Here is a 22,487-nt window from a genome sequence, read left to right as displayed (position 1 = left end):
GTTTATAATAACCCTACATTAGAGATTAATAATACCTTAATAGTTACAGAATTTTCGAAAATAAACACACATTTAATAAAATATGTTGATAATTTTAAGGGGCAAAATACCTTAACAAAATAAAATGTTAAGGTTTTGTAAATTTAATTGTAGCGCTTTAAAATATATGCTATTTTCAAATAGGAATTGTGAAAAAGGTTGAAAGCATGTAACAACAATGAAATAAGAAAATCAAAAGGTGATATGACCCTATCAAGCATCTTATGAGTTAACAAAGGTTTAACATTATCTTATAATTAAAGTAATAAAACTTTTACAAAAGTGATTGGGTAATCGCTGAATGGAGGATTTTAAGATGATTAGGAAGAAAAAGGATAAGTTCATGGAACGCCTAGAGGATATGATTTTCAATTTAGACCGTGCAGCAATTGAGTTCGGTAAAATGGATTTCAATACACACCTAGACTTACGAGCTTATGCTGATAATATCAAGACGTATGAATCACATGGTGACGACTTAATGCACCAAGTCATAACAGATTTAAACCAAACATTCATTACGCCAATCGAACGTGAAGATATTATGTCATTGTGTAATGCGATTGATGATGTCTTGGATGCAATGGAAGAAACATCGGGTATGTTTGAAATGTATTCGATTGAATATACAGATGAGTATATGCTTGAGTTTGTGGATAATATTCAAAAAGCAATTGGCGAGATGAAATTGGCCATTGGTTTAATGACAGAGAAAAAACTTTCACATATGCGTGTACACTCTATCAATATTAAAGAATATGAGACAAATTGTGATGGCATTTTACGTCAGTCTATTAAACATATTTTTAATAGTGAAACAGACCCTGTTACTTTAATTAAAATTAAAGACATCTATGAAAGTTTAGAAAATATTGCCGACCGCTGTCAGGCTGTTGCAAATAATTTTGAAACAATCATAATGAAAAATAGCTAAGGGAGTCCTTATTTATGGAGTTTTTGTTGCTTATTACGGTAGCTATCATTATCTTTTCGTTATTATTTGATTTTATCAACGGGTTTCATGATACAGCCAATGCAGTTGCGACGGCAGTATCAACGCGTGCGTTATCACCGAGACAAGCCATTTTGTTGGCAGCATTTATGAACTTTATCGGGGCACTGACTTTTACGGGTGTAGCCTCAACAATTACAAAAGAAATAGTCGATCCATTTACATTAGAAAATGGGCTTGTTGTTGTGTTAGCAGCGATTTTGGCGGCTATTGTATGGAATTTAGTGACTTGGTATTACGGGATACCGAGCTCATCTTCACACGCGTTAATCGGTGCAATTGCAGGTGCGGCAATTGCTTCTGCGGGTTCTTTTAATGTGTTACACTATCAAGGCTTTACGAAAATTGTGTTAGTGTTACTGTTATCACCCGTGATTGCATTTATCGTTGGTTTTATTATTTATACGATTGTCAAAACGATTTTTAGAAATGCGAATTTAACAAAAACCAATCGTAATTTTCGTATCTTTCAAATATTCACAGCGTCTTTACAATCTTTTTCTCACGGTACAAACGATGCCCAGAAATCAATGGGGATTATTACATTAGCGTTAATTGTTGCGAATTTACAAACAAGTGTTGAGCCTGCATTATGGGTTAAGGTCTCTTGTGCAACGGCAATGGGATTAGGAACAGCCATTGGGGGCTGGAAGATTATTAAAACAGTGGGCGGTAACATTATGAAAATTCGTCCAGCAAATGGTGCGTCAGCTGATTTAGCTTCAGCATTGACAATATTTGTCGCATCATCACTTCATTTTCCATTATCAACAACACATGTCGTATCTTCATCTATCTTAGGGGTAGGTTCTTCAAATCGAATTAAAGGTGTGCATTGGAATACAGCGAAACGTATGATCGTCACTTGGGTCATTACATTACCAATTTCAGCTGTTATTGCTGCAGTTTTTTATTTGATTTTAAACTTATTCTTATAATAGAGAAGCATCTATAGCTTAAGTGCCTCTGTCTATTGCAAGATGAATGTGCAATAGCAATATGTAAAAGGATAAGCATGACTTTATTACTACAGCGCGCTATAAAATTGATAATTTTAAACAACAAAAAAGCCATTAGAAGTTTTTTTCGCTTCTAATGGCTTTTTTATGACATATGCTTCAAAATGAATTAGTGAATATAATTATATTGAGACGCAACTGAAGCAGGAATTGTACGATAATCAACAACACCTGGAGGCGTATTGTAGTTCATTTCTGAAATAAGAATGCTACCATCTGGATTTGTACGTTCAACATAGGCTACGTGACCGACTGGACCTTCAAAGTTTTGTAAAATAGAACCAACAGTAGGATTGTGATCTACTCTGTAACCATCAGTTGCTGCATTGCTAGCCCAATGATCGGCATTCCACCAATATGTACTGATGGGTTGGCCTGTTTCAGCACGACGGTTGAAAACATGCCATGTACATTGACCCCAGTCGTATAAATTTTGATGATTAAATGTAGGAGATGTATAGCCTCCGTTACCTGTTGATGAACCATTTGAGCCCCCGATTTGAGGCGCTTGTGCACCACCAGCACCACCAGGGATTTTTAAAGTTTGTTGTGGATGGATCAAATAACTATTTAAGCCATTTGCACGCATCAAATCTTGGACACTGACACCATATTGTGCGGCAATAACATTTAAAGATTCGCCTGCTTGTACAACGTGTGAACCATTATTGGATGATTGTGCTGTTGCAGCACCGCCAGCACCGCTACCTCCACCGATTGAGAGGACTTGACCAGGGAATACCATGTTATTGTCTAACTGATTCGCTTGTTTAATTTGATCAACAGATGTGCCGTATTGTTGTGCGATTGACCATAATGACTCTCCAGATTGAACTGTATGTTGCGTTGAAGCTTCAGCATCTTGATGCGTTAATAATGCAGCTGCGCCAGATGCCATCGTAAATGCAAATGCGAATTTTTTCAATGTATTTCCTCCTTAGTGACACTTAGATTTTTAATCTCTATCATTTATGAGTGTTCTAATTTGTTATGAATACACTACCCATGATAACAAAGAATAAATCATATAGGGCACATGTTACGAATTTGTAATGTTGCGGAAAATTTTATTTAATTTGACGGATGGCTTTAAACATTGTAGTGCTCGAATTGGTGCATTCATTTTAACGGACAGAAAATTTTGTTTTGTAAGATGATTTTAATATAACGACACCTCATTTACCTGTTAATAAAGATGAACAGCTTATGAAGAAATGTGGGTGGTAATTAATGAGTAAGGAGGTGGGCAATTAGATGGATGATAAGGGCATAATGATAAAATGCAGTGGCTAGCTGGATTGCACAGGGGCTGTTGTAAGCTTTGTGCAATCCGAGTAGTCATCTCCATGCCTTAAACGGAAGACAGATACGAATTGACGGTAAAAAAGGTGAGGGAACCGTCATAAAACGGAAGGCTATTAATTAACGATCTCGATTGAGTAATTTGTAAATGAAATACCAGTTTTTCTTAATAGGCTTAACGAAATCACCGATATATTCTTCAACGTGTGCATTAAATCCTTTTTTAAATTGTTGAACACCGTAGTCTTCAGCATCTTTTGAAAAATCGCCTGTTACGCCATAAAAATTGTAACGATCAATATGATGGTCTAGGCTAAATTTAATCATTTCCCATTGTAATTTATAAGCACCCATAAATTCATTATATTTCGGATTGGATCCGCTAGATAAATAGTACATTTCATGATTGTTATAGATGTATAAAGCAGCGGCTAAATCAAGCACTTCACCATCACTTTCGATGAGCGATTGAATTCTTTCAATTTTTTTATTTGAGCTTTGAAGTCGTTGACGTAAATCTTGGACTTTTGATTTCTGTTTTTTAGAATTAGGATTTTCTTCTAATTTTTCTTCTGCTAAAGTCAACGTTTCTGTGATGGACTGTTGTTGCGTTGTTAATGTGCTCAAATAATCTTTCAAATTAATGGTCGCAATTTTTAAAGCAGAATTTTTATAGATTTTTTGCATTTCTTTAAAATAGTCTAAATCTCTAAATGAAAATCCATGTTTTTCTTCAGCCATTTTAAAAAGTTTGAAGAAGCGTTCTGTTTCATCAATACTTAATTCTTCAACTTGTACATGCATTTCTTCGGTCTTTTTAATATTTCTACGTGTTTGGTATTGCATTGCTTTTAATAAGTCTGCTTCTGTTTTATCTTTTAAATCAAGGACTGACAGCCATCTAATTTGGCTCAAAGGATGATAGCCAATCGAATAGCCTTGATGTTTATAGCCAAGCCCTTCAAGTGTTGTTTTAAATGTTTCATAATGATGCGACGCAATGATTTCACCATCTGCATTATATTCATTGATGACCATATAAGGATCAACTAATGTAAATAAGCAGTTTTGTTTTTTTAAATATTGTGTGAGATTTTCAAAGAAAAATGTTACTAACTCAGTGTTATGAAAATCCATCACTGGCCCTCTATGTGAGTAAAAGTATTTAAAGAATTTCATAACACGAGCTTCTGTAAATAAACAACCTGCAATTACTTTACCCTTATCGTTTTTAACCCCGACAATATGAACGTCTTGGCTTTTATTATCTCTATATTCGAAGAGATCTTTACTTTGCGTGTAATGCGAAAAATTCTCTTGAGTAAATGAATCAAATTCTTGTTCGGTTAAATTTAAAAATTGCATAATTTCGTCCTTTCAGTAAGCAAGATATATTCGTGATATTAAAATTTGGGGCTAATAAGCGAGTTTCAATAAATAAGCGCTGCGCTCTCATCCTATTTCATTAAATCCACATCAACCTACATATCATGTAAGCGATAACAAAAAATGGTATCATATTAATATGTAAGGGGCGCGCCGTCTCACATAAAGTTGATGCGTAGCAACTATTTTGATACACTTAATGATTTTAAAATCATCATTGCGTTCACAATGCATTTCCCCACCACAATGCTGATGTTGCATTTGTTACATAAAAGTGTAACTGCATCAATGACGATGATATGGAAAGTTTCAGTACTAATAAGCTTAATTAGAGCGTGCAAATATGAATTGTTTAAAGGTTTAGAAACGAACAGATACGGGCTATTTAAAATAAAAAGTAATTTAATCGTAGGTGTTATAGCTATGTTTTTTATTGGATATGCTGATTACTTTAATTGCACTTACTTGTTAAGAATATAACAATATTTTGCGGTTTTCAAGCGAGGTTGACAACAAGAATATAGACCACAATATATAATGAAACAGCGTATCTAGTGGGAAAAAGAATGTTTAAGTTCAACTTATTTATTAATTGATGTTAAGTTACACATATTAATGAAAGAATGAGGCTTATATTTGTTTGAGTTCCTTTTCGAGAATGTTAATTTGTTTCGTTAGCGATGCTTTCTTTGTATTAAGGACCTCTAAATGTAACGTTAAAATTGTTTTAACGTCTGTTTTCTTTTCATAGAGCATATTGGTGTTTTTCTTAATTTCTTTTAAAGTCATATTTAACGTACTTAAGCATTTGATAAACTTAATCATTTCAATATCATCTTTTGAATATAATCGTTTGTTATTCGAATCTCTTTCTATAAATTTTAAAATCTCTTTTTTTTCATAAAATCTTAATCTACTTTTGGATATATTGCATATTTCTGCAACATAATCGATATAATATTTTTCCAATGTGAGCATATCCCTTCTCTTAAAGTAAGGTTTAACTGTTATCTTATTATATATAATCATTTCGGAGGAGGAATTACAATGAAAAAAGCTTTAATTGTAATGACAAATGTATCTAAATATGAAAATTTAAAAAGAGCAACAGGTGCTTGGTTTTCTGAAGTAACGCATTTTGCGAAAGACTTTTACGATGCGGGTTACGAAGTAGATTACATGAGTCCAAAAGGTGGCTATGTACCACTTGATCCTGTAAGTCTTACACCAGATATGATGTCTGATGATGATTGGGCATACTATACGGATGATAACTATATGAAGAACTTTGGCCATACATTATCTCCAGATGAAGTAAACCCGGAAGATTACAGTATTATTTATTTTGCGGGTGGTCACGGTGTAATTTGGGATTTAAGAAATAATGAAGCAATCAATAACATTGCGGTTAAAATCTATGAAAATAACGGAATCGTTTCTTCTGTATGTCACGGGGCAGTTGGCCTGTTAGACATTCCATTTGAAAATGGCTTCTTAGTGAATGGTAAAGAAGTGACAGGTTTTACAAATAGTGAAGAAGAAGCAAATGGGACAACTCAAAGTATCCCTTACTTATTAGAAGATGAGTTTGTAAGCAAAGGGGCAAAATTTAAAAAAGATGCAGATTGGCACCCATTTGCGGTCGTAGATGGTCGTATTATTACAGGTCAAAACCCACAATCAGGCCATGCTGTAGCTGAAAAAGCATTAGCGTTATTAAAAAAATAAAGGAGTGAATGACATTGTCTCAATTAATTATTGGTGCAAATGGTGGCGTAGGTAAACATCTCGTCAATAAACTGAAAGCGCAAAACGTTGAATTTACTGCAGGTGTAAGAAAAGAATCGCAAGTTGATGCATTAAAAAATGATAATGTCTCAGCGATTTATGTAGATGTTGAAAATCAATCTATAGATGAATTGAGTGAAACATTTAAAAATTTTGATCAAGTTCTTTTTTCAGTCGGCTCAGGGCCTAATACTGGCGATGATAAAACAATCATTGTTGATTTAGACGGGGCAGTTAAAGCGATTAAAGCGAGTGAGCAAGCTGGCGTTAAGCATTTCATTATGGTATCTACGTTTGATTCACGTAGAGAAGCATTTGATGAATCAGGAGACTTAAAACCATATACGATTGCAAAACATTATGCTGACGACTATTTACGTCGTACGAACCTTAAATATACAATTGTACATCCAGGTGGTTTAACAAATGACAAAGGGACATCAAAATTTACCATTGCTTCTAATGTAAGAGGTAAAGGTCCTATTAAAATCACAAGAGAAGACGTTGCTGAAGTATTAGCAGAAGTGGTTGTTAATGATACGCTTCATGGTAAAGAGTTCCAAATCATTAATGGTGATGCACCACTTTCAGATGCAGTTGCAAAATTTCTAGAAGAAAAATAAAGCGAATGTGAGCCTATAATAATGGTTCACGTCACGCGATTGATAGGGCATCATATCGTTTTTAAAAGCGAGCATCTCAAGTTGTTGAATTCAATACGACGAGATGTGTCTCAATCTATTAAGAACGGAGGCTAATTATGCAAAATGAACAAATTGTTTTAGCAAAAAGACCTAAAGGTGTACCAAAAGATGATACTTTTAGATATGAAGAGATAGAAACTGTTGAGCCAAAGCAAGGTGAAGTTCAACTAGAAGCAGTTTATATTTCAGTTGATCCGTACATGCGTGGCAGAATGAATGATTCGAAAAGTTATGTTAAACCTTATGAAATTGATGCGCCTATTCACGGCCATATCGTGGCGAAGGTTATTAAATCTGAAGCGGATAATTTTAATGTAGGTGATTATGTTACAGGTGTCTTACCTTGGCAAAAAATCATTACCGTAGATGCACAAAAAGTAGATCCGATTCCTTCAAAAGAAGTTCCACTGTATTTGTATTTAAGTGTTCTCGGCATGCCTGGTATGACGGCTTATACAGGTTTATTAGAAATTGGAAAACCAAAACAAGGTGAAACCGTCGTTGTATCAGCAGCTTCTGGTGCTGTAGGTTCTGTTGTAGGACAAATCGCTAAAATTAAAGGCGCTAGAGTTGTTGGTATTGCGGGTGGCGACGAGAAAACATCATATTTAACAGATACACTTGGCTTCGATGTTGCAGTTGACTATAAACGTGATGACTTTGCAGAGAAACTTGAACAAGCTGTTCCAGACGGTATTGATGTTTATTATGAAAATGTGGGCGGCGCACTATCAGATGAAGTATTCAAACATCTCAATCAGTTTGCGCGTGTCCCGGTGTGTGGCGCCATCTCAACATATAATAATACAGAGGCTGAACTGGGACCAAGAATTCAAGAAACTTTAGTGAAGAGCCAAGCATTAATGCAAGGCTTTGTGGTAGCTCAATTTTCTGATCATTTTAAAGAAGCAAGCGAACAACTTGCAAAATGGGTCTCTGAGAGTAAAATAAAATCAGAAGTAACAATTGATAACGGTTTTAATCAATTGCCTACAGCTTTTAGAAAATTATTCTCAGGTGATAACTTTGGTAAGCAAGTCGTGCAAGTATCTGAAGAATAATTGAAACTAAACACAAACTTTAAAGTCAGCAAAGGAGAAAATATGAAACAACTTATCGCAAAATTATTATTTAGCACTATGTTTTTCCGAAGTGGACAAGCCCATTTTAAAAACAAAGAAATGTTTTTAAGAATTGTCCCATCTTATTTGCCTTTTAAAGAAGCAATTGTGAAATACTCAGGTATCGCAGAATTTGTACTTTCTGCCTACATTTTATTAGGCAAAAACAGAAATCGTGTAAGAAAAATTGTAAGTGGCTTTTTATGGCTCGTCTTTCCAGCAAACATTTACGCTGCAAGAAAGAAAATTTCATATGCAGACAGTGAACGTAAGACAGTGAAAGAGCATGTGATTCGCTTACCATTGCAATTTGTGTTTGCATTCCTAACTAAATTTTTATAAAATCGTCGCAAAAAATTGAATGAAGCCGGCGCCAAAACTAAGTTGTTATTTCTTAGTTTTGGCGCCGGCTTTTTGATGATTTAAGTTGAAATCAATGCCAATATTGCATTTGATAACCAATACGAGGGCGGGTAATAATGAGTTGTTTAGATGAAGGATGCGCTTGGTTAAGCTTGTTGCGCAATGATGTCATATGGACTCGTAGGCTCGGCATCTCTGATTTATTCACATAACCATAAATAGATTTGAGTATCGTATCGTACGTGAGTACTTTTCCTACGTGACGGCATAATAATTCTAATAAAGCAAACTCATTAGGGGTTAAACTTAACGTCTCGTTATTAATACATGCTGTTTTAGACTGATAAGACACGACTAAAGGCCCATTTTCGAAGACGATATCTTTATGATCTTGCATATTTTTCAACCGTTGTACGACTCTAATGCGTGCGCGTAATTCATCAACATTAAAAGGCTTTGTCATGTAATCGTTCGCGCCGTTATCCAATGCCTCAACAATCGTTTGTTCATCTAATCGTGCACTAATCACAATAATAGGGATATCAAAAGTTTGACGTATCATTTTAATGAGGTCCAAACCATCCATATCGGGCAATCCTAAATCCAACAAAATAATATCGGGTGCTTTTGAACGAATTTGAAAATTAGCGTCTTTGCCATTAGTCGCAGTGAGCACTTCATAATAATCAAGGGTTAACGAGACGTCGAGTAAGTGTGTAATCGCATCATCATCTTCTACAACGAGTATTTTAACATTCACTGCACTTCCTCCTTAATTTTTTTAATATTCATAAGGTAGGTTGAAATAAAATATACTACCATGTGGCTCGTTTTGTCGATATTTTAACTGACTGTCATGTTTCTCTAAAATAGACTGAACAAGATAAAGACCGAGCCCCATACTGTCTTTTTTATTATCTTTGAAAAGTTGATGTTTATGAAAAGGTTGGAAAATTGTATGTTGCTCTTCATCAGTCAAGCCAGGACCATGATCAATGACCTCAAACAAAATCTGCTGTTCATTTTTACTGATGACTAGCGTGATTTTAGTTTCAGGAGGCGTATGTTTTAAAGCATTTTCTATCAAATTGAAAATGGCTTGTAAAATGAGTTTGCTATCAATATTAACAAAACAAATATCATGAAATGCCATGACCTTAACTTGATGATTTAATCTTCTACGCTCTAATACTGATTCTATTTCTTCAACTAATTCTTCAATGAGGTAAAGTTGACGATTTAATTTCACATTTGAATGTTCGAGTTTCGTAAGTGATAAAATATTTGAAACTAACATGTGTAAATATTGAGCTTCATCGAAAGAGCGTGAAACCAACTGATGTTGTTCTTGTTGAGACATCTCTTTGCCGTAAAGTAATAATACATCTAAATTACCGATAATTGATGTTAAAGGTGTTCGGATATCATGAGAGATCGAACGTAGAAAGTTTGAACGTGTCATTTCTCGCTCAGCACGCAACATCGATTCACGGGTTTGACGTAATAAGCTCAAGTTTTCTACCGCAAGTGAAATTTCATTAAGCATAGACTCTAAAATAGAATTATCATAGGAATCAATGACTTGTGTTTCTGAAAAATGTATAGACACAATCGCTTTGACAGGATTTGTGCCTATTGGAATTAATAAATATTGAATCCCTGGAAAAGTATCCGTCGTGGCACCAGCACGTTTTTGGTTTTTGATAATCCAACTCAATGCTTGCTGATGTCGTGAATAGTTGGCATGCGGACCCTCGATAGGAATCGTTTTTGAAATCTTTTCATCTTCAACTAAGTAAATCGTAACTTCTTGATTTAAAAGATGTTGGATTTGATGTCTTGCATTAACTAATAAATCAGGAATGGTATACGTTTGTTTGATTGAATCATTAAATTGTAACAGGATATCTGTACGATAGAGTTGATGTTTCGTTACGATGTACTGATGCTTAATTTGTTTTAATAGTCCACTTGTCACGATGCTGACGATAATACTAATGGTGAATGTAATAGGATAATCAAAACGATAAACTTCGAAAGTAAATCTTGGCACGGTAAAAAAGAAATTAAAGACAAATACGTTTAAAATTGCTGCGAAAAAACCGATGAGGTACGACTGCGTCCACATACTTAAAACAATAATCCCTAATAAAAATAATAGAAGAATGATGGTGTCTTGCTCAGCATGGTCTGCACTATAAACCCACAGACCCAAAAGTACACATATGGCTTGAATGGTGATCATTTTAAAAATATCCACGGTCCAACGTTTCTGCTCTACCTTTTGACTGTGTCGTTCATGCTTCGCTTTCATTTGAATATGCTTGATTGGCACGATTTCAATTTTATAATGATGCTTTAAATCCAGTAATTGGTCAATCAGCGGGCGTTTGAAAATATCGTTCCATCTGTCACTAATATGTTGTCCAATAACAAGTTTAGTGACTTTTTGGGATTTACACCAATCGTCGAGACCCGATGCAATTTGATTATCATAAATCACTTTTACGGATGCCCCTAATGATTGTGCAAGCATTAAATTTTGATGGACTTGACTTTCATTAGCGTAGTGTCTGCCTTCATGATCAAAAACGTCAATATAAACAGCTGTAAATTGAGCGTGTTCACGATTGGCGATACGCCGCGCTTCTCGAATAACCGTCTCATTGCTGATGCTCCCACTAATTGCGACGGCAATATGAGGTGTAATATCAATATTTTTCTTATAGAGGTGCTCTTTTTGGCTCATAATATCTGCGGCTGTTCTGAGTGTTAATTCCCTTAGTTCTGAAAGGTTCTCGTAAGTGAAAAAATGAGTAAATGCCGTATCGAGTCGTTCTTTTTTATATACTTTTCCTGCTTTAAGACGATTGATGAGCTGTTTAGGTGAAATATCAATCACTTCTATGGCATCACTCGACATAATAAATTGATCTGGCACCCGTTCTTTAACTTTGACACCTGTCATTAATGATACTTGCTCGCTCAAACTTTCGATATGTTGAATATTTAACGTGGTATGTACATCAATTCCGTGGGAAAGAATTTCTTCAATGTCCATATATCTTTTTTCATGACGCTCTTTTGAAATATTCGTGTGCGCTAATTCATCTATAAGAATGATATCAGGCGCATCATCAATGATTTGATCAACATCTAAATACTGGAATGTATGACTCCCATGATTTTTAGATTTAGGTTGTATGACGGGTAGTTTTTCAGCTAGCGCTTGGGTTTCTTTACGTTGATGTGGCTCTATGTAACCAATTTTAATATCAGCGCCTTCTTGATATGCATCTATAGCATTAGATAACATTTCATAAGTTTTACCCACACCCGGAGAATAACCAAGGTATATTGTCAGGGACCCTCTTTTTATCTTTGGATTACGCTCCATATTTTTCACCTCTTTTAATTCATCATAAACTTCAAATCTTATATTTTCTATAAAAAAATACGTTTTTCTTTATCTTAATAACTTCTTAATAAAACGATGCAAATATTAATAATCTCCTTATAGAAATTTTTATATAATGATTCCTGCAATAAGGAGGAGGTCAAGGGATGATCATCGTATTAGGTCTCATTGTCATCGTATTAATTGGCTATTTAGTATACGCCTTAATTTACAGTGAAAAGTTTTAAATTCAATTATTGATGGAGGGAAAACATGGAAGTCGTTATCTTTTTAATTATCTTTCTTTTATGCGCATTTTTATTAAGTCGATACTTATATAGTGTTGCATTATTAATCCCTACACCGGCAGATAAGGTGTTTTTAGGTGTGGAAGAAGGGATTTACAAAGTGTTAGGGACAAAGTTAGAGCACATGTCGGGTAAGACATATCTGAAACATTTTCTACTATTTAATGGACTAATGGGAATCGTGTCATTCCTATTGTTACTGATTCAACAATGGCTCTTTTTAAACCCGAATCATAGTTTAAATCAATCGTTTTCATTGGCGTTTAATACGGTCGCTTCATTCTTAACGAATACGAACTTGCAGCATTACGCTGGAGAATCTGGACTCACTTATTTAACACAGATGATTGTCATCACTTATTTGATGTTTACGTCTAGTGCTTCAGGTTATGCGGTTTGTATTGCAATGTTGCGTCGACTAACGGGGATGACAGATGTCATTGGCAACTTTTATCAAGATGTTGTACGGTTTATCGTTCGCGTTTTAATACCGCTATCATTTCTTGTGAGTATTCTTTTGACGAGTCAAGGCACACCACAAAATTTAAAAGGTAACCTAACGTTGCATACGATCACGGGAAAAACTCAACAAATCGCATATGGTCCTATCGCATCATTAGAGTCCATTAAACATATCGGTACAAACGGGGGCGGCTTTTTAGGCGCCAATTCATCAACACCATTTGAAAATCCGACTGTATGGTCGAACTATATTGAAATGTTGAGTATGATGTTGATTCCTGGTGCGCTTGTCTTCCTATTTGGAAGAATGTTAACAAAAAGTGGTAAACAAATTCATGCGCATGCTTATGTCATATTTGGAACAATGTTGTTATTTTTCTTAGTTTTCTTTGCGATTGCCATTATTTCAGAGTACAAAGGTAACGTTGTGTTATCGCATTTAGGTGTAGTTGGACCGAATATGGAAGGAAAAGAAGTAAGATTTGGCCCAGGCCTTTCAGCGCTCTTCACGACGATTACAACAGCATTTACGACAGGTACAGTTAATAATATGCATGATACGCTTACACCGTTTGGTGGTTTTGTACCTTTAGTATTAATGATGCTTAACGCCATTTTCGGTGGTGAAGGTGTTGGATTAATGAATATGTTGATTTTCGTCTTATTAACAGTATTTATTTGTAGTTTGATGGTAGGGAAAACACCAAACTATTTAGGAATGAAAATAGAAGGACGAGAAATGAAGCTCATCGCATTGACATTTTTAATTCATCCGATATTGATTTTAGTTGCGACTGCATTCGCTTTTATTATTCCTGGTGCGAGTGACGCATTAACGAATCCTTCATTTCATGGTATCTCACAAGCGCTTTACGAAATGACATCATCATCAGCCAATAATGGTTCTGGGTTTGAAGGACTCGCAGATGATACGACGTTCTGGAATGTCTCAACCGGTATCGTCATGTTGATTGCGCGTTATATACCTATCATTTTACAAATTATGATTGCTTCAAGCTTAGTTAATAAAAAAGCATATCAAAAAGATGATCAGACCGTGGCTATCGACAAACCTTTCTTTGGTGTATCACTCACAATTTTTATTATTTTATTGAGTGGTTTGACATTTTTACCAGTGTTATTACTTGGACCTATTGGAGAATTTTTATCATTAAAATAAAGGAGGATATGTTGAATGAATCAATCATCTCATGTCTTGAATGGCGCGATAGTCAAACAAGCCGTCAAAGAGAGTTTTATAAAATTAAACCCTGCATATCTCATTAAAAATCCAATTATGTTTGTTGTAGAGGTAGGGATGGTTTTAACTTTAATTATGACGATTGTCCCACAAATTTTTACAGATGATGCGATGTCACGGCTTTATTTATTTACAATTTTTGTGATTTTATTATTGACGATTCTATTCTCTAATTTTTCAGAAGCCATTGCTGAAGGACGTGGTAAAGCACAGGCGAATAGTCTTCGTGAAACAAAATCAAATATGGTTGCACGTCGAATTATAGGCGATGAAAAATACGAAACGATTGATGGTTCTGCATTAAAACGTGGGGATCGCATCCTTGTTAAAGCCGGGGAAACCATCCCATCAGACGGAACGATTATTGAAGGGATTGCAACGGTTGATGAATCTGCAATTACAGGGGAATCAGCACCAGTGATTAAAGAATCAGGTGGTGATTTTTCAGGTGTTATTGGTGGCACAACGGTAACATCGGATTGGCTCGTTATTGAAGTTGATAGTGAGGAAGGGGCTACGTTTTTAGATAAAATGATTGCCTTAGTCGAAGGTGCACAACGTAAAAAAACGCCGAATGAAATTGCACTTTTCACCTTACTTATTACTTTAACGATTATCTTTTTAGTTGTTATCTTAACGTTTTATCCTATTGCACAGTACTTAAAACTGAATGTGCCCATTGCAACGTTGATCGCATTAACAGTATGTTTAATACCGACAACGATTGGGGGATTACTTTCAGCTATTGGTATTGCTGGGATGGACCGCGTTACACAATTTAATATTTTAGCTAAAAGTGGACGCTCTGTAGAAACATGCGGAGACGTAGACGTATTAATTTTGGATAAAACCGGCACAATTACTTATGGTAACCGTTTAGCGGAATCATTGATGCCCGTGCATGAAGAATGGTATGACAGATTGCTCGTCGCAGCTTATGAAACTTCTGTTTATGATGATACACCTGAAGGTAAAAGTATTGTTGCTTTGGCGCAAGCTTCATCGGTTCAATTACCGGACGAAGTCAAAGGTGACTACCAACCATTTAAAGCAGAAACGCGTATGAGCGGTATTATCATAGGAGATCGCACAGTCTTTAAAGGGGCGCCTAATAGTATGATTAAATATGTTAAACAAAAAGGTGGCATGGTACCTTCTAATATTGAATCGCTGGTTACTGAAGTCTCTAGTAAAGGCGGAACACCTTTAATCGTCGTTGAAGATCAAACAATTTTAGGCGTCATTTACTTAAAAGATGTCATTAAAGAAGGATTGGTCGAACGTTTTCAAGAGTTACGTCAAATGGGCATTGAGACAGTCATGTGCACAGGTGATAACGAATTAACTGCCGCGACTATTGCGAAAGAAGCAGGTGTGGATCGTTTTATCGCAGAATGTAAACCAGAAGATAAAATAAAAGTCATTAAAGAAGAACAAGAAAAAGGGCATATCGTCGCGATGACAGGAGACGGAACAAACGACGCGCCTGCATTAGCACAAGCCAACGTTGGCCTAGCTATGAACTCGGGTACATTGAGTGCAAAAGAAGCAGCAAATTTAATTGATTTGGATTCAAATCCAACTAAACTGATGGAAGTTGTTAAAATCGGTAAACAATTATTGATGACAAGAGGTGCGTTGACAACATTTAGTATTGCGAATGATATCGCCAAATATTTTGCGATTTTACCTGCAATGATGATGGTCACTGTACCGGAAATGAGTATTTTAAATATTATGCGTTTGCATTCTCCTGAATCTGCAATTGTTTCAGCGTTAATATTTAATGCACTGATTATTGCATTATTAATTCCAATTGCGATGAAAGGTGTGCGCATTAAAGGTGCTTCAACCGAGACCATCCTCATGAAAAATATGTTGGTCTATGGATTGGGTGGTATGATTGTTCCGTTTATTGGAATTAAACTCATCGATCTCATTGTTCAATGGTGGATATAGGAGGGTGTATATGAAAGCGATAAGAAGTAGCATAGGACTCGTTGTAATGACAATGGTTTTGTGTGGTGTCCTCTTTCCATTGGCTGTAACGGCAGTTGGACAGACGTTGTTTCACCACCAAGCTAACGGAAGTCTTGTGACACAGAATGGTAAGGTAGTAGGTTCGAATCTCATTGGACAGCAGTGGAATGAACCGCAATATTTTCACGGAAGAACGAGTGCTGTCAAATATAATATGGATAAAGCGACATTGAAAGAAAAAGGGGTGGCTTCTGGTAGTGATAACTATTCAAATGGCAATCCTGAACTTAAAAAGAGAGTGGAAGATTTAAAACAAGACGATGGACACCATACACCGATTGATGCAGTGACAGAATCTGGATCAGGTTTAGATCCCGATATTACGGTGGATAATGCAAAACAACAGGTGGCACGTATTGCAAAACAACGAAATCTCTCACCACAACAAATTGATCAATTAATTACTAAGCAAGCACATAAAGGAACGATGTATGATGACTATGTGAATGTGTTGGCGTTAAATATGGCTTTAGATCATCTGTCAGCACATTGATTATTGATTGTACAATGGCTGTTGTAGGGTCTATGATGATATGATAGAAGAGATGAGGCTGGGGTTATTTCCTCAATTCAAACGCTCTAAGATTGTTTTTAATGAAACTGTCTTAGAGCGTTTTTGATGTTGGATTACTTGTATGGATGGCTTCGCTTTCCGAGGGGACAGCCTCAGCCTGTAGTCTTCGGCTTGTCCTGTTCCCTCAGGAGTCTTGCCATCCATCTGTCGTTAAAAATAGAAGACGATTCATTGTTTTAATTAAAAAGAGCTTGATTGTCCTGTATTGAGTCACAACAAGCTGAAGCTTTTTTGATGTTGGATTACTTGTATGGATGGCTTCGCTTTCCGAGGGGACAGCCTCAGCCTGTAGTCTTCGGCTTGTCCTGTTCCCTCAGGAGTCTTGCCATCCATCTGTCGTTAAAAATAGAAGACGATTCATTGTTTTAATTAAAAAGAGCTTGATTGTCCTGTATTGAGTCACAACAAGCTGAAGCTTTTTTGATGTTGGGTTACTTGTATGGATGGCTTTGCTTTCCAAGGGGACAGCCTCAGCCTGTAGTCTTCGGCTTGTCCTGTTCCCTCAGTAGTCTTGCCATCCATCTGTCGTTAAAAATAAAAGAAGATGCATTGTAACAATGAGTTATTGAACAAGGTCCAACGGCTAATGGCTTCATAAGTCAGTGGAAAGTATTCTATAGATTGATGGCTAATTTGTGCAACTGAATATAACATAAAGAAACGCCACAATGATAGTGAACATAAGATGTGGATTACACGGCGTGAAAACTAAGATGAATGAGGTCTAAAAAGTGCATTTTCGGGTACAAGCCAAGAGACTTTATTTTATTCGTGACACAATCTATCGTAAAATATAACAACCAAAAAGAAAGGAGAGAAAAGATGTCATCATCAACACATCAAGCCGCTAGTAAGGCTTATGGAAAAGTTTGGCTCTTTTTTGTTTATTATTGGCTTATTTTTGGCATTTCAACTTATTTAGGTCAATTTTTACCAGAAGCATGGCGCCAACCGTTATCGATAGGATTACTTATCCTTATCCTTACTTCGATGGTTGTACAACGTGTACGTTTTAGTGGTCCTATCATTTCACATATTTATACCATTGTTGCAGGCTTATTATCCTATGCCACATTTATGTATACGTTAGAAGATTTGGGGCCGAGTGTATTTTTTAACACTGTTTTATTAGCGATTGCAGCGTTTCTTATTTTTGGATTTTTAGGTTACTTTTTGATAAAAGATGCTTCAAGTATCGGAAAATATTTATTCGTAACACTTATCGCTTTAATTTTAGCAAGTCTACTCGGGTGGTTTATCCATAATCCGATTTACCATACGCTTATTGCTGTGGTAGGTTTGTTATTATTCTTATTGTATACCCTTTATGACTTTAATCGAATGAAACGAGGACAATTTTCACCTAGAGAGATGGGTTTCAATTTGTTCTTAAACCTTTTCCGTATTATTCGTTATGTGTTAGAATTAACACGTATGGTAAAACGTTAACGCAATTGAATAGATAAAACGATTCCACTGGAAGTGCCATTGCGAATGGCTGAGATTGAAATGCGATTTCAAAATTCCTGAACCTGATCCAGTTCGTACTGGCGTAGGAAAGTGGCTGAATTCGTGGAAAAAACACGCTACTTTTCTTAATTTGATTTATGAAAAGTAGCTTTTTTGGTGCGTTAAGGAGGATGAATACGATGATTGTTGTGGTTACACCTTATCAAAAGCTTGATCATACGCATATTCAGCGCTTGTGTGCAATTGAACCTGAGATTGATGGTGTCATTTTCAGGACACCTATGAGAAAGCCTGAACTAGAAAAATGGATTTTAAAGTTGCGTGATGAAGGTTTTCCAAAATCTAAAATGATTGTACATACAGATGTGCAACTTGCCGATCGCTTGGGCATTTATCGACTTCATTTCAGAGAAGGTGATGTTGAAGCTGAACATATCAAACAGAAATCGCCTGATTATCGCATTAGTATGTCTACACATTCTGAAAACAGTATTCGCTATGCGCAAGCTCAACGTTTTGATTTTGTGTTGTTTGGTCATCTCTTTCCCACACCCTCTAAGCCCAATCAGCCACCGCGATCCTCTAGTGAAATTGCATCAGTGTTGTCTATTGACTTTCCTATTATTGCAATTGGAGGCATTCGTCTTGAGACAATCCAAAACGTTCCTACAGGTTTTTCGGGGATCGCATGTATCGGAAGTGCGTTTTCAAACGAAATCCATCAGTTTAAACAAATGGTCACTTATTGGCGTGCAAAGGAGTGAAGGTAATGCAAGTATATGTGAATGGTGAAAGGCAACTTTTCGATGAAGGTACTACGATTCGTGATATATTGAATCACTTTGGTATTGAGTCAAAACGCATGGCAGTCGAACGTAACGAAGGAGTTGTAAAACGCTCAGAGTGGGATACAACTGAAGTGCGTGAAGATGATCAGTTAGAACTTTTAGAATTTGTTGGAGGCGGTTAATAATGTTTAAAATTGGTAATTTAAGTTTCAATTCAAGATTATTTTTAGGAACAGGTAAATTCGAAAATGAAGAGATTCAATCTCGTGCAATTGACGCATCTGAAACAGAAGTACTTACATTTGCGGTACGCCGAATGAGTTTGTATGATGAAAAGTTGCCTAATCCTTTAGCCAATGTGGACTTATCTAAATTTACGACATTTCCAAATACCGCAGGTGCGAAAACGGCTGAAGAAGCAGTACGTATTGCTGAATTGGCAAATGAGGCGGGTGTATGTGACATGATTAAAGTAGAGGTGATTGGTGACGATGAAACTTTATTACCTGATCCCCTCGAAACTTATAAAGCATGTGAAATTTTATTAGAAAAAGGCTACATTGTCTGTCCATATATTTCAGATGATGTTGTGTTAGCGAAACGTTTGGAAGCGCTTGGTGTACATGCCGTGATGCCACTTGCTTCGCCAATTGGTACAGGAAGAGGTATTAGCAATCCTTTAAACTTGCGATACATTATAGAAAAAAGTCAAGTTCCTGTTATTATCGATGCGGGCATAGGTTCGGCAAAAGACTGTGCGGAAGCGATGGAGCTTGGGGCAGATGCGATATTATTAAATTCTGCGGTATCACGTGCTAAAGATCCTGTGAAAATGGCAGAAGCAATGAAAAAAGGAATTGAAGCGGGTCGCTTGAGCTATGAAGCCGGGCGTATTCCTATTCGCTATAATGCTGTTCAATCAAGTCCATCAGAGGGGTTAGGGTTCTTATAATGACCCGCTATAACAGACAAGAGAAATTTAAACCTTTTGGTCAACAAGGACAACTCCAACTGCAGCAATTACATGTGATGGTTATCGGTGTTGGTGCGCTAGGAAGTGGTATCGCAGAACAATTGACGCGAAGTGGTGTCGGCCGTTTAACAATTGTTGATAAAGATGTGGTGTCCTTATCTAATTTACATCGTCAAAGTGGCTATACTGAAGCGGATGCACAAGCCATGACACCGAAAGTATTTGCATTACAACAACATCTATCAGCAATGAACCATGAGGTGACGATAGAACCATTGAATGAGGAAATCACCGCAAGAAACATATTGGGTATCCTCAATGAAACGCAACCCGACATGATTTTAGATGGACTTGATCGATTTGAAACACGTTATTTAGTTAATGAAGCCTCTAGAAAGTTAAATATTCCTTATATTTATGGGGCTGTAGTGGGCAGCCAAGTGAGTGTTTTTCCAATTCATCAAGATGGTCCATGCTTACATTGTGTAATGCCAGATGTACCAGATACAATGGAAAGTTGTGATATTAATGGTGTTCTTCCACCCGCTGTTCATATGGCGAGTAGTCTGGTTGTAGCAGAAGTCTTTCATTATTTGATGCATGGTGATTTTTCTTATCGTATGACGACAATGGATATTTATCGTGGCAAAATGAAAACATTGTCTATCACAGCATTGAAAGAAGAAGATTGTAAAGTTTGTGCTCAACATCAATATGATCGATTAAATCATAAGCAACTCGAACAAACACAATTACTGTGTGGTGGCGTTTATCAATATAGACTCTCTCCAGAGCAGTTTTCAGCAAAAATCCATCCAAGTGTGACATGCCTAATCGAAAATCATTTTATTAAACGATTACAATATAAAGACTATGAAATGACATTATATCAAGATGGCCGATTGTTGATTTATCATGCGTCAGATCAGCAAACGGCGCATGAATTAGTACAACGATTATTCGTACGACCTGTTCATATTGAGTAGAATTTGCCATACTGTAAAATTTCCATGTATAATAAAGAGTATTCAAAAAAGCATGTGAAAGCGAGATGGAAGTAATGGGACGTAAATGGAATAACATTAAAGAAAAGAAAGCACAAAAAGATAAGAATACAAGTCGTATTTATGCAAAATTTGGTAAAGAAATCTATGTGGCTGCAAAATCAGGAGAGCCAGATCCAGAGTCAAACCAAGCGTTAAAACTTGTACTTGAACGTGCTAAAACTTATTCTGTACCCAACCATATTATTGAAAGAGCAATCGACAAAGCTAAAGGTGGCGGCGAAGAAAATTTCGATGCGTTACGTTATGAAGGTTTTGGTCCAAGTGGCTCCATGGTCATCGTTGACGCTTTAACAAACAATGTTAATCGTACGGCATCTGATGTAAGAGCCGCATTTGGTAAAAATGGAGGAAATATGGGCGTTTCTGGTTCAGTTGCTTATATGTTCGATCACACAGCGACATTTGCCTTTGAAGGTTTTGATGCAGATACTGTACTTGAAGCATTAATGGAAAACGATGTAGATGTTCGTGACGTGGTTGAAGAAAGTGATTTGACAATCGTCTATGCTGAACCTGACCAGTTTGCTACAGTTCAACAAGCTTTACGTGACATGGGCGTTGCTGACTTTGAAGTTGCAGAATTTGAAATGTTACCGCAAACAGAAGTGCAACTTTCTGGTGAAGACCAAGCGACTTTTGAAAAACTGATTGACGTATTAGAAGACCTTGAAGATGTACAACGTGTCTTCCATAATGTTGAACTATAATAAATCATTGGGAGGCATTTATTATGAATGTTCAAGAATGGATACAGCATCTTAATTTAACCCCTCATCCTGAAGGGGGATATTATCGTGAAACGATATTAAGTCCAGATCAGACAGAAAGCCGTCCAAATTATTCAAGTATTTATTTTTTATTAGAAGACGCAAACATTTCTCATTTTCATCGCATTGATGCTGATGAAATATGGTACTTTCATGCTGGGCATACACTCACGATTCATATGATACACCCTGATCACACATATGAAACTGTGCAACTCGGTCCGGATGTAGCAAATGGTGATGTATTACAATTTGTTGTGCCTAAAAATACCATTTTTGCATCTTCTATTGAACAAGAAAATAGTTTTGCGGTAGTGGGTTGTATGGTACAACCGGCATTTCAATTTGAACATTTTGAATTATTCACACAAGATGAGCTTATAAAAACTTATCCTGAGCATAAAACAATCATTCAAAAATATGCGAAAAAGAATGTGTAAATGAAAGGGAATGAGGAATGACCTCATTACGTCAATCCCATAACATATAGGGCGATGATGGGAGACAGTGGTTGTGATTTTAAACATACTAAGGTGGATGTTAAGGTGATGAGAACCTAACGATTGTATACACTTTAGTATGTTTTTTGTTTCATATTAAGATGTATGAAATCGTACGATGTTCTCACCTTTCAGAAAATCAACGT

22 protein-coding genes and 1 riboswitch are annotated in these 22,487 nt (G+C 36.2%); of the genes, 17 read left to right on the top strand and 5 right to left on the bottom strand.

The annotated features are described in order from the left end of the window. The first annotated feature begins 355 nt into the window (after positions 1-355). Both CD118_RS01200 and CD118_RS01195 read left to right on the top strand, forming a co-directional pair. Positions 356-973 (top strand): DUF47 domain-containing protein, encoded by a 618-nt coding sequence (locus CD118_RS01200; protein ID WP_016424409.1) that lies wholly within the window; start codon positions 356-358, stop codon positions 971-973. Between the two features lie 14 nt (positions 974-987). Beyond that, the gene (locus CD118_RS01195; RefSeq protein WP_050331674.1) at positions 988-1,989 is read left to right on the top strand and encodes an inorganic phosphate transporter; all 1,002 of its coding nucleotides are present in this window, start codon (positions 988-990) and stop codon (positions 1,987-1,989) included. Positions 1,990-2,179: 190 nt separating this feature from the next. Here CD118_RS01195 and CD118_RS01190 read toward each other — a convergent pair whose 3' ends face one another. The 3 genes from CD118_RS01190 to CD118_RS01175 all read right to left on the bottom strand — a co-directional run bounded on the left by CD118_RS01190 (position 2,180) and on the right by CD118_RS01175 (position 5,727). Continuing rightward, positions 2,180-2,995, bottom strand: a complete 816-nt coding sequence (locus tag CD118_RS01190) for a LysM peptidoglycan-binding domain-containing protein (protein ID WP_050331673.1) — start codon at positions 2,993-2,995, stop codon at positions 2,180-2,182. Between the two features lie 497 nt (positions 2,996-3,492). Then, positions 3,493-4,737: an aminoacyltransferase gene (locus CD118_RS01185; protein WP_060830315.1), complete on the bottom strand. Its 1,245-nt coding sequence runs from the start codon at positions 4,735-4,737 to the stop codon at positions 3,493-3,495. A 651-nt stretch (positions 4,738-5,388) separates the two neighbouring features. Then, positions 5,389-5,727 (bottom strand): helix-turn-helix domain-containing protein, encoded by a 339-nt coding sequence (locus tag CD118_RS01175; RefSeq protein WP_037559186.1) that lies wholly within the window; start codon positions 5,725-5,727, stop codon positions 5,389-5,391. A 78-nt stretch (positions 5,728-5,805) separates the two neighbouring features. On the opposite strand from CD118_RS01175, the gene CD118_RS01170 reads away from it, so the two are divergent. The 4 genes from CD118_RS01170 (at position 5,806) to CD118_RS01155 (ending at position 8,713) form a co-directional block, all read left to right on the top strand. Beyond that, complete coding sequence (locus CD118_RS01170; protein ID WP_050346013.1) at positions 5,806-6,486, top strand: type 1 glutamine amidotransferase domain-containing protein; 681 nt, start codon at positions 5,806-5,808, stop codon at positions 6,484-6,486. Between the two features lie 14 nt (positions 6,487-6,500). Continuing rightward, positions 6,501-7,169 (top strand): SDR family oxidoreductase, encoded by a 669-nt coding sequence (locus CD118_RS01165; protein WP_103356108.1) that lies wholly within the window; start codon positions 6,501-6,503, stop codon positions 7,167-7,169. Between the two features lie 137 nt (positions 7,170-7,306). Then, on the top strand, positions 7,307-8,311 hold the full coding sequence (locus CD118_RS01160; RefSeq protein WP_050346011.1) for an NADP-dependent oxidoreductase: 1,005 nt from the start codon (positions 7,307-7,309) through the stop codon (positions 8,309-8,311). Positions 8,312-8,353: 42 nt separating this feature from the next. Then, positions 8,354-8,713: a DoxX family protein gene (locus tag CD118_RS01155; protein ID WP_050331668.1), complete on the top strand. Its 360-nt coding sequence runs from the start codon at positions 8,354-8,356 to the stop codon at positions 8,711-8,713. Positions 8,714-8,804: 91 nt separating this feature from the next. Here the strand turns inward: CD118_RS01155 and CD118_RS01150 are convergent, their stop codons facing one another. Further along, positions 8,805-9,494 (bottom strand): response regulator transcription factor, encoded by a 690-nt coding sequence (locus CD118_RS01150; RefSeq protein ID WP_050346010.1) that lies wholly within the window; start codon positions 9,492-9,494, stop codon positions 8,805-8,807. A gap of 21 nt (positions 9,495-9,515) precedes the next feature. Next, on the bottom strand, positions 9,516-12,140 hold the full coding sequence (locus CD118_RS01145; RefSeq protein WP_425353196.1) for an ATP-binding protein: 2,625 nt from the start codon (positions 12,138-12,140) through the stop codon (positions 9,516-9,518). A 158-nt stretch (positions 12,141-12,298) separates the two neighbouring features. Between CD118_RS01145 and kdpF the strand changes: the two genes are divergently transcribed. The 11 genes from kdpF to CD118_RS01090 all read left to right on the top strand — a co-directional run bounded on the left by kdpF (position 12,299) and on the right by CD118_RS01090 (position 22,281). After that, positions 12,299-12,379 carry a K(+)-transporting ATPase subunit F gene (gene kdpF, locus CD118_RS12350; protein ID WP_081635118.1) on the top strand — a complete coding sequence of 27 codons (81 nt, stop codon included), beginning with the start codon at positions 12,299-12,301 and terminating at the stop codon, positions 12,377-12,379. 25 nt (positions 12,380-12,404) lie between these two features. Continuing rightward, positions 12,405-14,081 carry a potassium-transporting ATPase subunit KdpA gene (gene kdpA / locus CD118_RS01135; protein WP_103356106.1) on the top strand — a complete coding sequence of 559 codons (1,677 nt, stop codon included), beginning with the start codon at positions 12,405-12,407 and terminating at the stop codon, positions 14,079-14,081. A gap of 15 nt (positions 14,082-14,096) precedes the next feature. Continuing rightward, on the top strand, positions 14,097-16,121 hold the full coding sequence (gene kdpB, locus CD118_RS01130) for a potassium-transporting ATPase subunit KdpB (protein ID WP_060830310.1): 2,025 nt from the start codon (positions 14,097-14,099) through the stop codon (positions 16,119-16,121). A 10-nt stretch (positions 16,122-16,131) separates the two neighbouring features. Beyond that, positions 16,132-16,695, top strand: a complete 564-nt coding sequence (gene kdpC, locus CD118_RS01125) for a potassium-transporting ATPase subunit KdpC (RefSeq protein WP_050346006.1) — start codon at positions 16,132-16,134, stop codon at positions 16,693-16,695. A 903-nt stretch (positions 16,696-17,598) separates the two neighbouring features. Continuing rightward, positions 17,599-18,225 (top strand): Bax inhibitor-1 family protein, encoded by a 627-nt coding sequence (locus CD118_RS01120; RefSeq protein WP_050331662.1) that lies wholly within the window; start codon positions 17,599-17,601, stop codon positions 18,223-18,225. Between the two features lie 19 nt (positions 18,226-18,244). Then, positions 18,245-18,352: riboswitch (TPP riboswitch) on the top strand. 73 nt (positions 18,353-18,425) lie between these two features. After that, a complete protein-coding gene (locus CD118_RS01115; protein WP_050331661.1) occupies positions 18,426-19,010 on the top strand; it encodes a thiamine phosphate synthase in 585 nt (194 codons plus the stop codon). 5 nt (positions 19,011-19,015) lie between these two features. Further along, positions 19,016-19,216: a sulfur carrier protein ThiS gene (gene thiS / locus CD118_RS01110; protein WP_060830309.1), complete on the top strand. Its 201-nt coding sequence runs from the start codon at positions 19,016-19,018 to the stop codon at positions 19,214-19,216. 2 nt (positions 19,217-19,218) lie between these two features. Beyond that, the gene (locus CD118_RS01105; RefSeq protein WP_103356105.1) at positions 19,219-19,986 is read left to right on the top strand and encodes a thiazole synthase; all 768 of its coding nucleotides are present in this window, start codon (positions 19,219-19,221) and stop codon (positions 19,984-19,986) included. After that, on the top strand, positions 19,986-20,993 hold the full coding sequence (locus tag CD118_RS01100) for a ThiF family adenylyltransferase (protein WP_082165746.1): 1,008 nt from the start codon (positions 19,986-19,988) through the stop codon (positions 20,991-20,993). The genes CD118_RS01105 and CD118_RS01100 overlap by 1 nt, the downstream gene beginning before the upstream one ends. A gap of 74 nt (positions 20,994-21,067) precedes the next feature. Then, the gene (locus CD118_RS01095) at positions 21,068-21,781 is read left to right on the top strand and encodes a YebC/PmpR family DNA-binding transcriptional regulator (protein WP_050331999.1); all 714 of its coding nucleotides are present in this window, start codon (positions 21,068-21,070) and stop codon (positions 21,779-21,781) included. A gap of 23 nt (positions 21,782-21,804) precedes the next feature. After that, entirely contained in the window at positions 21,805-22,281 is a 477-nt protein-coding gene (locus CD118_RS01090) for a cupin domain-containing protein (protein WP_050346003.1), read from the top strand. Positions 22,282-22,487 lie beyond the last annotated feature (206 nt).

This window comes from Staphylococcus coagulans (assembly GCF_002901995.1).
Lineage (GTDB): Bacteria > Bacillota > Bacilli > Staphylococcales > Staphylococcaceae > Staphylococcus > Staphylococcus coagulans.
The sequence above is the reverse complement of the archived record's forward strand: the minus strand, read 5'-3'. Positions and strand labels throughout refer to the sequence as shown.